The 15,933-nt window shown below is 64.8% G+C and carries 10 protein-coding genes; 3 read left to right on the forward strand and 7 right to left on the reverse strand.

Going from position 1 to position 15,933, the window contains the following annotated elements:
• Positions 1-53: 53 nt before the first annotated feature.
• The gene (locus NTV05_16885; protein MCX6546072.1) at positions 54-1,430 is read left to right on the forward strand and encodes a polynucleotide adenylyltransferase; all 1,377 of its coding nucleotides are present in this window, start codon (positions 54-56) and stop codon (positions 1,428-1,430) included.
• Positions 1,431-2,072: 642 nt separating this feature from the next.
• Here NTV05_16885 and NTV05_16890 read toward each other — a convergent pair.
• Positions 2,073-2,978 (reverse strand): tetratricopeptide repeat protein, encoded by a 906-nt coding sequence (locus NTV05_16890; GenBank protein ID MCX6546073.1) that lies wholly within the window; start codon positions 2,976-2,978, stop codon positions 2,073-2,075.
• Positions 2,979-3,347: 369 nt separating this feature from the next.
• On the opposite strand from NTV05_16890, the gene NTV05_16895 reads away from it, so the two are divergent.
• The gene (locus NTV05_16895) at positions 3,348-4,340 is read left to right on the forward strand and encodes a PEGA domain-containing protein (GenBank protein MCX6546074.1); all 993 of its coding nucleotides are present in this window, start codon (positions 3,348-3,350) and stop codon (positions 4,338-4,340) included.
• Here the strand turns inward: NTV05_16895 and NTV05_16900 are convergent.
• From NTV05_16900 to NTV05_16910, 3 genes are all read right to left on the reverse strand, one after another.
• Positions 4,337-5,419: an Mrp/NBP35 family ATP-binding protein gene (locus NTV05_16900; protein MCX6546075.1), complete on the reverse strand. Its 1,083-nt coding sequence runs from the start codon at positions 5,417-5,419 to the stop codon at positions 4,337-4,339. The genes NTV05_16895 and NTV05_16900 overlap by 4 nt on opposite strands.
• Before the next feature lie 100 nt (positions 5,420-5,519).
• A complete protein-coding gene (locus NTV05_16905; GenBank protein ID MCX6546076.1) occupies positions 5,520-5,777 on the reverse strand; it encodes a hypothetical protein in 258 nt (85 codons plus the stop codon).
• 66 nt (positions 5,778-5,843) lie between these two features.
• A complete protein-coding gene (locus NTV05_16910) occupies positions 5,844-7,139 on the reverse strand; it encodes a citrate (Si)-synthase (GenBank protein MCX6546077.1) in 1,296 nt (431 codons plus the stop codon).
• A gap of 382 nt (positions 7,140-7,521) precedes the next feature.
• Here NTV05_16910 and NTV05_16915 point away from each other — a divergent pair, with 382 nt between their 5' ends.
• On the forward strand, positions 7,522-8,850 hold the full coding sequence (locus NTV05_16915) for a citrate (Si)-synthase (protein ID MCX6546078.1): 1,329 nt from the start codon (positions 7,522-7,524) through the stop codon (positions 8,848-8,850).
• Between the two features lie 134 nt (positions 8,851-8,984).
• Here NTV05_16915 and NTV05_16920 read toward each other — a convergent pair whose 3' ends face one another.
• The 3 genes from NTV05_16920 to NTV05_16930 form a co-directional block, all read right to left on the reverse strand.
• Complete coding sequence (locus NTV05_16920) at positions 8,985-11,288, reverse strand: NADP-dependent malic enzyme (protein MCX6546079.1); 2,304 nt, start codon at positions 11,286-11,288, stop codon at positions 8,985-8,987.
• Between the two features lie 217 nt (positions 11,289-11,505).
• Complete coding sequence (locus tag NTV05_16925) at positions 11,506-12,831, reverse strand: hypothetical protein (protein ID MCX6546080.1); 1,326 nt, start codon at positions 12,829-12,831, stop codon at positions 11,506-11,508.
• Positions 12,828-15,878 carry an acyl-CoA dehydratase activase gene (locus NTV05_16930; GenBank protein ID MCX6546081.1) on the reverse strand — a complete coding sequence of 1,017 codons (3,051 nt, stop codon included), beginning with the start codon at positions 15,876-15,878 and terminating at the stop codon, positions 12,828-12,830. The genes NTV05_16925 and NTV05_16930 overlap by 4 nt, the downstream gene beginning before the upstream one ends.
• Between the last annotated feature and the right edge of the window lie 55 nt (positions 15,879-15,933).

Raw genomic sequence — 15,933 nt, forward strand, 5'->3', positions numbered from 1 at the left:
CTGTCCCGTTCGACGCGGCGACCGCCCCGCCATCTCAGCCCTCCGAGGGCTTGGTGCAGATTGCCCGTGCCATCGGTGAGGCCGGTGGTCGCGCCCTCGTGGTCGGCGGGTGGGTCCGCGATCGCATCCTCGAAATTCCCTCTAAAGACATCGACATCGAGGTCTACGGCATCGCCGCCCCGGCGCTGCGAGCCCTGCTCGAACGCTTCGGGCGGGTCGACACGGTCGGCGAGCAGTTCACCGTCTTCAAGATGGGCGGCCTCGACGTGGCCCTGCCACGACGGGAATCCAGGATCGGCCACGGCCACCGCGGCTTCGACGTGCAGGGCGATCCGTCGATGTCGATCGCCGAGGCCTCACGGCGGCGCGACTTCACCATCAATGCCATTTCGTGGGATCCGCTGACCGGCGAGTACCTCGACCCGTGCCATGGCCGGGAGGATCTCGATCGGCGCATCCTGCGCGCCGTGGACGCGTCGACCTTCGGCGATGACAGCCTGCGCGTGCTGCGCGCCCTTCAGTTCGCGGCACGATTCGATCTCCTGGTTGAGGACCGGACCCGCGCGCTGTGCCGGTCGATCGCGCTCGACGATCTGCCAGGCGAACGGGTCTTCGGGGAGATCGAAAAGCTGCTGCTCTGGGCCCGCCGGCCGTCCGTGGGATTCGCGCTGGGCCTGGATCTCGGCGTGATCGCCCGCGTGATGCCGGAGATGGCCGCGCTGGTCGGATGTCGGCAGGAGCCCGAATGGCATCCTGAGGGTGACGTCTGGGTGCACACGCTGATGGTGATCGACCACGCCCGCGTAGCCATCGACGACCTCGATCGGGCGAGGGGTCTGACGGTCATGTTGGGGGCTGTGTGCCACGACTTCGGCAAGCCGGCAACCACGGCGCTGGTTGACGGCCGCATCCGCTCACCCAATCACGAACCTGTCGGTGTGCCCTCGACCCTGGCGTGCCTCGACCGCCTCAACGTCCATACCGTCGACGGCTTCGACGCGCGCCATCACATCGTCGGCCTGGTGGCGTACCACCTGGCGCCAGGCATGTGGCACAAGGCCGCGACACCGGTGGGTGACGGAGCGTTCAGACGGCTCGCACAGAAGGTGGATCTCGAACTGCTCGCCCGGCTGGCCCGGGCCGACTGCCGGGGCCGCACGGGCAATTTCGACTGCTCGGCCATGGACTGGTTTGTCGAGCGGGCGCGGGCGCTCGGGGTCGAGCACCGCCCGCCCGAACCGCTGCTCAAGGGCCGGCATCTGCTCGCCATGGATCTCGAACCGGGCCCAAGAATCGGTCGAATCGTGAAGGCCGTCTACGAGCGCCAGTTGGATGGCTCTGTCGCAACTTTGGAAGATGCGATCGCCGCTGCCCGCGAGATTCTCTCGCTCCCGAGCCCACCTCCACCAAACCAGTCCTCCGTCCAGTGAGGCTTCCGGGCCGCCCACAGTTCCTGGTGTGTCGCCGATCGGTCCATCCCTCGTTCTGCGGGCCACCGACCCGCGAAAATGAGACTGAGATGAGAAAAGGGGCCAGGCCCCAATTCGCCAGGGGCGCTCGGCGCAGGTTCCGGCCCGGCGCCTCTTGGTTGCGACGAAGTGCACCGATGTGGCACAATATTTGGATATGGCAGGTCTTGAATTGGATCCCGTTGACTCTCCGGTGCCTCAACCTGAGACACCCGCCGGCAGTGCTGCCCCGGCACCAGCGCCCCAGATAACGGCCGCCGTCCTGCGGTTTCAGTCATGCCGGTGGCGCGAGAAGGCCGAAGACGGAGTGCCAGACCACTGCACGCACAGAGACGTCCAGCCAATGGCCGGGACGTGCGGGTTCGATCCAGACGCCTGGTGTCCGGATTGCGGCTTTTACAAGGTTCGCCGGAACCCGCATAAGCATGTGCCGCAGGTGCCGGAGAATCGCATCTACTACTAGCCGAATCCGACCGCCCCTGTTCCCGCTGCTTGCTGCTTGCCTTTGACTTCCGTCTCGCGCCCGGCGTCTGCCTGCTGATCACCGACGACCGACGACCGGCGCAGTGCATCTTCAACGCACGGGCTCGAGGAATCGCTCCCCTACGGCGTCTCGGAGAACTCATGGGCGAGTTCGGCCCACTCGCCGTCGGGCGCCAGATTGCGGTAGCTTTGCCAGTGGATGCGGGCATCAGCTGGACGTTCGGCCTTCTCGAGCACGACGGCCAGATAGAGATGCACCTCCGGGTAGCCCGGGCAGATCGCCAGCGCCCGGCGATAATAACGCTCGGCGTCGGCAAACCGTCCAAGATCGTGATGGATGTTGCCCAGATTGAAGTGGCCCTCGAAGACGTCGGGGTCGAGGCCGATCGCGTGCTGGTACAGCGCCTGCGCCTCGATGAGTTCATCGGACGCGTAGTGGATGTTGGCCAGATTGATGACCGCTGGCACCAGATGCGGATCCGACTCAAGCGCCTTCCGGTACGCCGCCGCGGCCCTCTCCTGGTTCTCGATGGTCCCGTCATCGAGTGTCGACGCGAGGCGGAAGTACTGCTCGGCCAGAGACGGATCAGCCGGCGCTGATTCCGCAGCAGCGATTCCGGCACTCTCGAGCGAGGCTCGGGCCTGGACCACGACCGGCGGTTGATTGAGCACCACAACCTGTCCCGGCCTGGCGTCCTTCCGGAAATCGAGTACGAGTTGCCCGGCGCGAGTCGTCTTGATCGCCCGGAGTACGGCTCTGAACGAGGCCCCACGCTGGAGTTCGCCGTGGAGCCGACGCACGACCAGCAGGTCCTGGAACAGGATCGACCGCTCCCCGGAGGGAGTGATCGCAATCTGAATGATGTCGTGCTTCTGAAGCTCGCGGAGAAATTCCTCGCGGATCGATCGATACATCGCCAGCACTTCGTCGAGCTTGTACGACTGCGCCGGCTGCGGCCGGTCTGAGTCGTTTGCTGCCGCCACGGGAACCGGTCCCTGAGGCGCATCCATCGACGAAGATGACACCGCGTCCCCCTCTAGGTCCTTCGATCCACAGTTTCGGCGACGAACGCGTTCACGCGGAGCCTGGCGCTGAGCGAGTGTCTCGCACCGGGTCGCCTCGCGAAGGTGCAGTCGCAACTGCTGGTCGAAGCACCACGCAACGGTAGTGGACGACCCCAGTCAAGTCAACTCGCCAACCACCGGACTCCAACCGATATCGAACCCGCTGCGTCACCTGCCGGCGACACGCAGTCCCACGGGGGCCACAGGTGGGGCGGGTATGCCGGCCGAGCTGCCTGGGGTCTGATGGTTTTTAGGCCAGATCCTCAATCTGGCAATAGGTACTGAGATTGCATAGATGCTGGGTATTGCCAGTATCCGAGGAGACTGATTATGCGAGTCAAGAACATGCTTCTCTCGGCTGCCGTCATCGGCAGCTTCATAGTGCTATCGCCTGCCGTCGCCGCTGCGCAGCACCGCGGAGGCGGACACGCGGTCGCACGTCCGCAGGTTGCACGTCCGCAGGTCGCGCGCCCGCAGCCCGTCGGCCGGATCGTCGGGCGGGGATCGTTCGGAATGGGGGCGTACTGGGGCCCGTCGTACTACAGCAGCCTCACGTGGGGGTTCCCGCGATGGTGGTATCCGTTCGGGTACGTGCCCTACTGGTATGGGCCGTATTGGTACAAACCGTACGGGTATCGTGGAGACGATCTGGGCAGCTCGATCAAGCTTGATGTCAAGCCGAAGACCACGGACGTGTTCGTCGATGGCTATTACGCGGGAGCCGCCGCCGACTTCGGCGGCTGGTTCCGGAGCCTCAACGTTGCTCCGGGCAACCACGAGGTCACGCTATGGTCTCTGGGCTATCGAACAGTCACGCAGCAAGTCCACGTGCAGTTTGAGGGGCAATTGAAGTTGAGCTGCCAGATGGTACCGCTCGCGACAGGCGAATTGCAGGACGCGAGACCGGTGCCTCCTCCCGTCGCGCAAACGCCACGGGCCCGTCGCGATCTCTCCGTGGCGCCCGATCAGCCGGCGCCACCGGATCGTCCGGCCCGGCCTCGACGGCCAGCGCCTCGTTCACAGCCGCCGGAACCGCAGCAGCCGGCACGGTCGCAACCGGCTCCTTCTCCCGCGGTCGGCGAGACGCCGGACTACGCGCAGCTGACAATCAAGGCTCAGCCAGGCGGGGTCCAGGTCTTCATCGATGGCGAGGCCTGGCACAGTTCGCCGGGAGCTGATCGCCTGGTCGTGCATCTGCCGGTTGGCGTGCATCACATCGAGATTCGAAAAGACGGGTTCCGGACATTCAAGACGGATGTCGAAATCCGAAGCGGCGAACCCACGACGTTGAACGTGAGCTTGTCGGGCCAGGACGCGGGCTAGTTGACCTGGCGCAGCGGAATGATCGGCGCCTTGCGGAAGCTCTGGATCGACACCTGCGCGGCCGTGCGCTCGGCAGCGGCGACAAACGCGAGCGCTGCGGGCGACGTCGGATCACTCAAGATGATCGGCACGCCGGTGTCACCACCCACCCGCAGGGGTTCGGAAATCGGGACCCGACCCAGAAACGGCACGTGCATCTGCCCGGCCAGTTTCTCGCCCCCTCCGCTGCCGAAAATGTCGCTCTCGTGGCGGCACGACGGGCACACGAAGTGGCTCATGTTCTCGATGAGGCCGAGGATGGGGATCTCCAGCTTCTGATACATCGCGATCGCACGCCTGGTATCGGCAAGCGACACCTGCTGAGGCGTGGTCACGACAATCGCGCCAGCCACGAACACGATCTGGCTCAGGCTGAGCACGACGTCGCCGGTGCCCGGAGGCAGATCGATCACCAGGTAGTCGAGATTGTCCCACCGCACCTCTTGAAAGAACTGGCGGATGACGCCGTGCAGCATCGGGCCTCGCCAGATCACCGGCGCATCATCTGTGGCGAGGAAGCCCATCGACACGACCTGCAGGTCGTACTTCTCGGCGGGCAGGATCTTCTCGCCGTCGCTGCCGAGTGGGGCGTCGATCCCCAGCATGATCGGCACATTCGGGCCGTAGATGTCGCCGTCAATTATGCCGACCCGGCTGCCCGTCCTCGCGAGCGCCAGCGCGAGGTTCACCGCCACGGTGGTCTTGCCGACGCCGCCCTTGCCCGCGCCGACCGCAATCACGTTCTTGACGCCTGGGACGGACCCCTTGTTCAGGTCCTGCGACACCGCGGCCCGCACCTGCGCCGTCATCCTGATGTCGACGTCGGTAACTCCCGGGATCTGCAATACGGCCGCCCGGGCCTGCTCCTTCATCTGCTCCCTCACGGGGCAGGCCGGTGTCGTGAGCTCAATGGTGACGGCCACGCGCCCGCCGTCGATCGCGACGTCCTTCACGAAGCCAAGCGAGACGATGTCCTTGTGGAGATCGGGGTCTGAGACGCCGGACAGCGCCTGGAGAATCTGTGCCTGTTCGAGTGCCATGAACTCAGCTTATCGGCTTTGGGGACGCCCTGGCAACGTACGGAAAGGAATGGAATGAAACTGAATTCCCGCGCATTGAGGCCGAGCCTCGCGAGACCGTCTACTGAAAATCGCTGAGGCGGCGGTTGATCTCGGCGAGCGCGCTCATCAACTGCTGGCGACGCGCCTCGTGGACCATGGTGGCCAGTTGCCGCTCGATGTCGGCCCGGGCCAGGCGCAGCGACTCAGTCGCCCGAACGCGCTCGGGATCGAGCGGCGGCCCCCCCTGCCTGGACAGGCGACGGCTTTCCTGCATCTCTTCCATGCGCTCCTCGATCCGTGAGGTCGCGTCGATTAGTCCCTCGCCAGCATCGCCCATGCGGTCTCCGGTCCTTTCTGCGACGGGTCTGTCGTTGTTGTCTGGAGTTGATTATAGCGGGAAGGCCTACGGTTTCGCGGCCGCGGCCCTGGCGGCTTCGCCTTCGAGCCACTTCGAGGTCACCGACTTGGGGCGCGTGATCGGCAGACCGAGGGCCCTGGCCATCACCGCCTGTGAGCACACGCCAAGCGCGCGTGACACGCTGAAGAGCACGGTGTAGTACGCGAATTCGGTCAGGCCGTAATGATAGAGCAGCGCTCCAGAAGCAGCGTCCACGTTGGGCCAGGGATCCTTGATCTTCTGTATCGTCTTGAGGATGTCCGGCACCGTGTCGAACACATTCGACACGGTCTGGAACACCGGGTCGTCAGCCATGTACTTCTTGCCGAACGCGAGGAACGCATTGAAGCGAGGGTCTGTGATCCGCAGCACCGCGTGTCCGTACCCCGGGATCACGCGGCCGGAAGCCAGTGTCTCCTGCGCGTAGGTCCTGATCTGGTCCTTGGTCGGCCGGCCGCCGAACTGCCTGTTGGTGTCGAGCACCCACGCCAGACATTCCTGGTTCGCCAGGCCGTGCAGCGGTCCCGCCAGGCCGTTCAACCCGGCCGACAGCGAGTAGTAGAGATCCGACAGCGCCGAATTCACCGTGGCCGTCGTCATCGCGCTCACGTTTCCGCTCTCGTGGTCGGAGTGCAGCACCATGTAAAGGCGCATCAACTTCGCGAAGTTCCCGGTCGGATCGGCGATGCCAAGCATCGCCGCGTAGTCGGCTGCCCAGTCAAGCTCGGGGTTCGGGGCAATGCGGGGGCCCGTGCCGAAACGCCTGCGGTAGACGCCCGCCGCGATTTCGGGCAGGACGGCGACGATCCTGAGTGCATCTTCGAGCGTGGCAACCCAGTACTCGTCCTTCCTCATGCCCGCGTCGTAGCGCTGGCGGAAGACGGACTCCCGTTCCATGACGAGGATGGCGGTGTTCAGCATCACCATCGGGTGCGAATCGGCGGGCATCGCCGACAAGACGTCCCAGACGTAGTCGGGCACCCTGGCGCGGGCTCGCAACTCGGCCTGTAAATCGGCCAGTTCGTCGGCCTTGGGCGTCTCGCCCGTGAGCAGCAGCCACAGCGTCTCTTCGGGCAGCTGCTCGGTCAACTGCCCGACGGGGATGCCGCGGATGATGAGCCCCTTATCCGGCGGCACTTCCGACGTATCGCACACCAGCGACTTGACGCCCCGCATGCCGCCGTACGCCTGCTCGATGGTGCACTCCGAGATCTTGACGGCGCCGCTCCCCTTGGTGAGCTTCTTGACGTTCTCGCGCAGGCCTGGAACCTGCTGTGCCAGTCTTGCCTGTAATTTCGACATACGAGTTCTCCTGCTGACCCGCGTTGGGCGGGGGGCGCACCACAAGAGCAAGGAGCCACTGTGCGCCAGACGAGGCCGGCGGTGCCTGCTGACAAGGGGGCTCGACGGGCGATGTTGCCGCGCGCGAACCGTGGTGGGCCGTAACCGGAATCCACGAGGGGCTACGGGGTCTTACCCGTCTTCTCGGTGAGCAGCCACAATCTTGTAATATAGCCTGCGCGGCGGGCAAAGAACGGACAAATGCGGCAGAGGATGGCGCCTGCGACGGCGCAGGGTTCCCTCGATTCCTGTAGACCGGCGCACGCCATTTTAGAGTATTATCGGGTCCGCCTCCGCGGGATTATTCCGACCCCCTATTATCCACTCTGAAGGAGAGAATCGCATGGCCTTAAAGGAAACGCTCAAGCAGAAGATCGATGAATTCCGCCCAAGAACCACGAAGCTCGTGAAGGAATTCGGCAAGGTCATCATCGACCAGGTCACCATCGACCAGGCGATTGGCGGCGCCCGCGACATCCGGTCTCTCGTCACGGACATTTCCTACCTGGATCCGCAGGAAGGAATCCGGTTCCGTGGCAAGACCATTCCCGAAACGTTCGAGGCGCTTCCGAAGGCCCCGGGCTCCAAGTATCCGACCGTGGAGTCGTTCTGGTATTTCCTGCTGACCGGTGAAGTGCCGACCCAGACGCAGGTCGACGAAGTCGTGGCCGAGTGGAAGATCCGCCAGGCCGTACCGCAGTACGTGTTCGACGCGATCCGCGCGCTGCCGCGCGACAGCCACCCGATGGTGATGTTGTCGGTCGGGCTGCTGGCGCTGCAGAAGGATTCCAAGTTCAAGAACTTCTACAACTCAGGCAAGTTCAACAAGATGTCGGCGTGGGAGTACGTCTACGAAGACGCCTCCGACATCGTGGCGCGCATCCCTGTCATCGCGGCGTTCATCTACAACCTCAAGTTCCGGGGCGACAAGCAGAACGCCATCGACCCGACGCTCGACATGGGCGCGAATTTCGCGCACATGATCGGACAGTGCGAAGCGTACAAGGATGTCGCGCGGATGTACTTCATCCTGCACTCCGACCATGAGTCGGGCAACGTCTCGGCGCACACGACGCACCTGGTGCACTCGGCGCTGTCGGATCCCTACTACGCCTATTCGGCGGGCCTCAATGGCCTGGCGGGCCCACTGCACGGCCTCGCCAACCAGGAAGTGCTCGACTGGACGATCAAGTTCCAGCAGAAGTACTGCGCGACGACCGAGCCGACCAAGGAACTGATCACCAAGGCGCTCTGGGAGACGCTGAACGCCGGCCAGGTGGTTCCGGGCTATGGCCACGCGGTGCTCCGCAAGACCGACCCCCGCTACATGTCGCAGCGCGAGTTCTGTCTGGCGACTCCGGGCCTGAGGGACGACCCGCTATTCAAGCTGGTCTCCATGATCTTCGAGGTCGCGCCGATCGTGCTCACCGAGCACGGCAAGACGAAGAACCCCTGGCCCAACGTCGACGCACAGTCCGGCGTCATCCAGTGGTATTTCGGCCTGAAGGAACGGGATTTCTACACGGTCCTGTTCGGCGTCGGCCGTGCGCTGGGCTGCATGGCGAATATCACCTGGGACCGCGGACTCGGCTATGCCCTCGAGCGGCCGAAGTCGGTGACCACGGCGATGCTCGAGAAGTGGGCGGCGGAAGGCGGCCGCAAGCTCGCGTAGGGCTCTGACGAGTTCATCACGACAGACACGCGAAGGGGGATGCCGGCAGCGGCATCCCCCGTTTTGTTTCTGCTCGTGCGAACTGGGAGCAAAGCGACGGGAACCCGGACGACCCGGGCACCCGCGCCTGTCACTTACCTCGCGCCAACCGGGGCCGGCGGCACCATCCGGCCGACCGATGCCTGCAGGTCGGTCGACACGGCGGTGATGGCCGCCAGGTTGACGATCTCGGCGACGGTCATGCCGTGCTGCAGCACGTTGATGGGCTTTCTCATGCCCATCAGGATTGGCCCGATCGCGTCGGCGTTCCCGAGGCGCTGCACCAGCTTGTAGCCGATGTTGCCGGACGTCAGGTCCGGGAACACCAGCACGTTGGCGTCGCCCTTGATGCGCGAGTGCGGGTAGTTCTTCTCGACGATTTCCTCGACGACGGCCGTGTCGAGGTGCATTTCCCCGTCAACGACCAATCCCGGGAACTTCTTGCGGACGATCTCGACCGCGTCGGCCACCTTCTTGGAAATCGGGTGCGGCACCGATCCGAAGCTCGAAAACGCCAGCATGGCAACCTTCGGATCCGTGTCGAAGGTGCGGGCCAGATCGGCGGCGAGACCGGCAATCTCGGCCAGTTCCTCGGCGGTCGGCTGGATATTGACCATCGTATCGGCGCAGAAGAAGATGCGGTCCTTCAGCACCAGCAGGTGCGCCGCCGACACGCGCGACACCCCGGGCTTGAGGCCCACGATCTGGATGGCCGGCCGGATCGTCTCGGGGTACGCCTTGAACATGCCGCCGACGTACCCATCGGCATCGCCGTTGTGGACCATCATCAGCCCGTAGATGGTGGGATCGCGGACCATGTCCAGCGCCGCCAACAGCGTCACGCCCTTGCGCTGGCGCAGTTGGTACAGCGACTCGGCGTAGGCCTGTTCGTTCTTCTCGTTGGGCACGTCGACCATTTCGAAGTCGACCTGATCGATGCCCAGCCGATGCGCTCTCGCGAGGATCTCGGTCTTCCGGCCCAGCAGCACCGGCATCGCAATGTGCTGATCGATGATGTCGCGCGCGGCGCGGATAATCGAATCGTGTTCGCCTTCGGGGAACACGATCCGGCGCGGCTTGTCCGTGCGGGCCTTGCGCGTCACGAAGTGCATGATCTTGCGCGACGGCCCCAGCAGCCGTTCGAGCGTTTCGCGGTACGCATCCCAGTCGGTGATGGGCTTACGCGCCACGCCGGTGTCGCAGGCGGCCTTGGCGACGGCGGATGCCTCCCAGGTCAGCACCCGCGGATCGAACGGCTTCGGAATGAGGTACTCGCGGCCAAACGACATCGCGTCAACGCCGTAGGCCTTCAGCACGACCTCGGGCACATCCTCCTTCGCCAGCGCCGCCAGGGCGCGCGCCGCCGCCATCTTCATCTCGTTGTTGATCGCCGTGGCCCGCACATCGAGGGCGCCGCGGAAGATGAACGGGAACCCCAGGACGTTGTTGACCTGGTTCGGATAGTCGGACCGGCCGCTGGCCATGATGACGTCCTTGCGGGTCGCCAGCGCCAGTTGGTACTCGATTTCCGGATCAGGGTTCGCCATCGCGAAGACGATCGGATTCGCCGCCATCGTCTTCAGCATCTCGGGCGTGACCAGGTCCTTGGCCGACACGCCCACGAAGACATCAGCGCCCTTCATGGCCTCTGTCAGCGTGCGGAGTTTCGTGTCGACGGCGAACCGCTGCTTGTAAGGGTTCATCTTCTCGGTTCGGCCGTTCCAGATCACGCCGACGGTATCGATGAAGAGGATGTTCTCCTTCTTGACGCCGAGGTTCAGGTACATCTCGGCGCACGCGATGCCGGCCGCGCCGGCGCCCGTGAAGACGACCCTTACCTGATCGATCTTCTTATTGACGACCTCCAGCGCATTGACCAGCGCCGCACCCGAGATGATCGCCGTCCCGTGCTGATCGTCGTGGAACACGGGGATGTTCATGATCTTCTTGAGCGCCTCCTCGATGTAGAAACACTCGGGCGCCTTGATGTCCTCGAGGTTGATGCCGCCGAACGTCGGCTCCAGCGCCTTGACGATCCTGACGATTTCGTCCGGATCGTGAGTGTTGACCTCGAGGTCGAACACGTCAACGCCCGCGAACCTCTTGAACAGCACGCCCTTGCCTTCCATCACCGGTTTGCCGGCCATGGCCCCGATGTCGCCCAGGCCCAGCACGGCCGTGCCGTTCGACACGACCGCCACCAGGTTGCCCTTGCCGGTAAAGCGGTAGGCTGCCTCGGGATCCTTCTCGATTTCGAGGCAGGGACGCGCGACCCAGGGCGTGTACGCGAGGGACAGGTCGCGCTGGGTCAGGCAGGGCTTCGAAGTGATGACTTCGAGCTTCCCCGGCCTTGGTTTCTCGTGGTACTCAAACACATCGTCGTCGCTGATCTTGATCATGACAGTGGCCTCACCTGGAACCTGATGAGCAAAGAACGCTTCCGCGGGGGACGTTAGGAAGTGATGGCGGCCGGCCCCTATGCCTCCAGCCGAAGAATGGCGCTGTATAGATTATCCCATCTCGAGCGGATCAGACAAAGGCACGGACGACCGCGAAGCCGACCCCGCCACACGCATGTCGCACCGTGGCGCTGATCAACCGAGGCGCGGGCCAGGGTCACGCGGCTGCCGGCGACGAGCCAGACCGCGGCGCCGGGGTGCCACGCCGGGTGATCTTGCGCCCGCGGTACGACCGGGCCAGCTCCATGAATACATCGAGGTCTCGATCGAGATTGGCCCGGACGCCATCGAAGTAGGTATTGCGAATCGGAATGTCATCGTGGTCCGCGCTGACGCGCGGGTACACGGCCTCGGTCACGATGCCATTCATGCACGTGAACGGCGACACATCAACCACGCCGTCGCAGCCCTGACGGTAGTAGCACACGGCCTTGCCCACGCTCAGGGTCATCTCCCCAAGCGCTCCTGTATGCGGCAGGTAGGGCTGTGATGCCTCGAGCACCTCGCGGATCGATGGCTCTTCGTACCCTCGAAGCTCCTCCCTGAACACCCGATACAGCCGGTGCTCGTCGCGCCCCTGGACGAAGTCCGAGATCTTGGCCCCCAACATGGCTTTCGAGAACCGGAGGCCCTTCCGGCGCAACCGCTTCTGGTGCTCCTCGTTGGTGTACCGCACCCACTCGACAAGGGGGGCAAGCACGCACTCGCCGCCCAGGTCCTCGATTTTTCGGATGAGCGTGTTGTTGGCGAACGGAGTCAATCGACAGTAAATCTCGCCGAGCACCCCGATGAGCACCCGGTCGCCAGCCTGGCGGGTCGCGATCTGCTGAAACTGCCGGCGCGCGCCCGCCAGCGCGGCCTCGAGTTGCTGCATCCGGATCGTGTGGGTCACTCCGGGACGCTCCAGCACGCGTGCGACGTTCGCGATCGCATCATCATGCACTCGATCCGTGTCGCCCCTGGTGACCTCGTAGGGCCGAGTCCGGTGGACCATCGCTCGCAGAACGTCCGCACACACCAGGCCGCGAAGGGCGGTGCGCATCAACTCGCGCGCATGAACGCCGATCCCTCCGTACCCGTCCCGGCTGCTGGGTGAGAAAACCGTCACTTGGTCGAGTGCGAGGTGCTTGAGGACGCCCGTGATATACGGCGCGTACTGGCCGAACCGGCATGGCCCGTCGGCCGTCGTCATGAAAAAGGCTGTTCGCTCCGGTACGAACCCCGGCTGTTCGGTGACCTTCAGGAAGTTCCCGAGCGTGATCTTGGCGGGCAGGCACTCCTCGCCAGAGGTGTGGCGCCCCCCGAGTTCCAGGGTCCGCTGATCGCTTTCCGGACAGATCTCGGCGTCGACCCCCACGCTGCGGAACGCCGCAGCGAACGCGATCGACGAGCCGCGGCCCATTTCCGGGATCCACAACTTGCGCCCGGCCAGCGGACCGCCCGGTTGATCGACTGGTGTGCCAGGACGCTCGCCTGTGCTCACTGCAGAACCCCCTTGCTCTCCAGGTACGCCTCGCACCGCGTCAGGATGCCCGCGTCGTTGTTGTGGCCGTCGAACTGCAGTGTCAGAAACGGCCTCCCGGATACGTCAAGCACCCCGTGCTTGACGTACGAATCGGGTCCGCACTTGAAGTTGGTGATGTAGATGAGGTGGAGATTGGGCCGGTCGCGCGTGAAGGAGGCGGCCGCCAGGACACGGGCGCCCGAATGCCAGTACATCGTGTCCTCGTGCCACCGCTGGCCATCCGCCTCCGCGGCGAGGAAATCGAATCCCAGGACGTTGGCGCCGTAATATTTCCTGAGCTTGGTCGCCACATCGAGGCTGACGCCACGGTCGTAGATGTTGTAGGACCGGCCGAGCAGGACCACGCCAGGCTCGCCCGTCTCGTCGAGCGTCGCGAGAGCCCGTCGGCCAGCCTCGGCGATCGATGACTGGAACTGACCCATCGCCTCGAACCCCACTCGGACAGCCCGCTGAACCTGACGGGCGCGCCAGCGAAGGCCGATCGCCCCGAACGCCTCCGCGAGCGACGCCGCCACCACAGCAGCGCCGCCATTGAACCAGAGTGTCGGCGCAACCACCTTGTGCCGATGCTCGAAGATGAACGGCGCCGCGCGCACCACAAACGGCAGTGTCTGGTTCCAGGGACAGAAGAAGGACGGCTTCTCCTGTGGATCCCCGGGCGCGGAGATGCTGTTGGGCACAAACACGAAGTCGACGCCCTTCTCCAGCAGCGAACGGATGTGACCGTGAGCGACCTGCACCGGAAAACACGGCTCGGCCACGGTCGCCTCGAGGCCGCGTTTCGCGATTTGATTGTTCGTCGGCTCCGAAAGCAGGACCCGAACGTCGAGCTCCTTGAACACCGCCAGCCAGAACGGGGCCCAGTCATACGTCGAAAGGCAGAACGGCAGTCCGACGACCGGACCGCTGCCCGCTTCAGGGTTGTACGTCGCGATCAATTCGCGCTCCCGAAACGACACGAGATCCTCGATGGCCGGCTGGCGATCGGACCGGGCGGCCTTGCGGTAGCGCACGGCGCACTTGTCACCCCAGTAGGTCTGTTCCCCGTCGATCGTAAAGCGCTGCATCTGGCACTCGTTCGTGCATCCCTTGCAGGTGAACTCGGACATGTCGTAGTCCACCTGGTCGATCGCAAATCCCCGGAACGACGTCGGACGGCCGTCCCTCATCTTCTCCCGCGCCAGGTGCGCAACCCCCAGCGCGCCGATGACGCCGTTGAACGGGGGCACGATGACGCGCTTGCCGATGATGGCACTTATGGCCGCGGCGACGGCATCGTTGTAGGCCGTGCCGCCCTGGAAGAAGACGACCTCGCCAATCCGCCGGCCCCGGACGACCCGGTTGATGTAGTTGGTGGCCACCGACAGGGCCAGTCCCGCGACGACGTCCTTGAGCTCCGCCCCGTCACGCAGACGGTTGTTGACGTCGCGCTCCATGAACACGGTGCAGCGCTCTCCGAGCTGGATGGGAGCGTCGCTCGACATCGCCAACGCCGCGAATTCGCCTTCTATCCGAATGCCCAGCTCCTTTGCGCGCTCCTCGAGGAAGCTGCCCGTGCCCGCGGCGCACGCCTCGTTCATCGCGAAGTCGACGACGATGCCATCCTGCAGACCGATGAACTTCGCGTCCTGGCCGCCAATTTCGAAGATCGTGTCAACGCCAAGGCCGAGCAGGGTCTTGTCCAGGATCACCGCTCCGGTCTTATGAGCCGTGATCTCGTCCTTGACGGCGTCGGCGCCGATCAGCTCCGCGATCAGTTCCCGTCCAGACCCGGTGGTCCCGACGCCGCAAATGCGAATCCGATCACCGAGCGCTTCCTGGATCCCGCGCAGCCCGCTGGCCACCACTTCGATCGGCCGGGCGTTGGTGCGTAGGTACATCTCCTTCAGCACGGCGCCGTCGCCGTCGATCACGACCAGGTTCGTACTGACAGACCCGATGTCGATGCCGAGATAGGCGTCGACCGTGCCGCGCAGTTCCTCGGTCGGCTTCGCGGTCAGTTGCTCCCGCAACAGCAGGACATTGTCGAGCGTCAGCGCGGGGGCGCGCGGAAACTGGTGGGTGCTCGGCGCATTCCCGGCCAGGACCAGTGAAGAGGCCGAACTGGCCGAGCCGCGGGCGCGGTCCGAGGCCAGCAGGGCGGCCCCGATGGCCCCGAACGAGGCGTGTTCAGGGGGAACCAGCAGTGTGCCAGGCTCCCATCCGAACACCCGCTCCAACGCTCGCGAGACTTCGCTGTTGGCCGCGACGCCGCCGACAAACGCGATGTCGCGTTCGAGCGAGCGCCCCCTGGTAATCGAGCTCTTGAAGTTGCGCGCAACGGCCTCGCACAGGCCCTTCAGGATCTCCTCGGGCGCGAAGCCCCGCTGCTGGGCATGCACCATGTCGCTCTTCGCGAACACCGAACAGCGTCCGGCGATCTGCGCGGTCCGCCGCGCCGTGCTCGCGATCTGCCCGGTGTCCTCGATGCGGAACTGAAGCCGGCCAGCCTGCTGATCAAGGAATGCCCCGGTGCCAGCCGCGCAGTCACCATTCGTGTTGAAATCCGAAATCCGGAGCCGGCCACCCTCGCCGTGGTTGTCGAAGCGGACGTACTTCGACGTCTCACCCCCGATCTCAAACAGGGTCCGCACGCCCGGCAGCAAGGCCTCGACGGCCCGCGCGACGACCCGGACCTCGCTCACCGGCTCGATCTGGAACGCCCGAGCGAGCATCTCGGCGCCGGCGCCCGTGCCGGCGATCGAACCAAGGGCGGCCCGGCCGATACCGCCGAGCAGGCGTTCGAGGGTCGCGTGCGCCTGCGCCGCAGGGGCGCCGGATATCCGCACATAGGGACCGACGCAGAGCCGGCCATGGCCAACCGACTCGTTGTGCAGCGGGCGCGGTGGCTGAAACCCGTGGTTGTCCGTCAGGCGCTGAAGGTACTCGGCATCCTCAGGCGCGTCCGAGAACACCGCAGTGTTAATGCTGACCGACCCGACATCGATCCCGATATGTATCGCCATGGGGCTGAGGCAGATTCCAAACAGTGTGACATGGTGTCGACACGAGATTTCGCGG

The organism is Acidobacteriota bacterium (assembly GCA_026393755.1).
Taxonomy (GTDB): Bacteria; Acidobacteriota; Vicinamibacteria; order Vicinamibacterales; family JAKQTR01; genus JBAXOX01.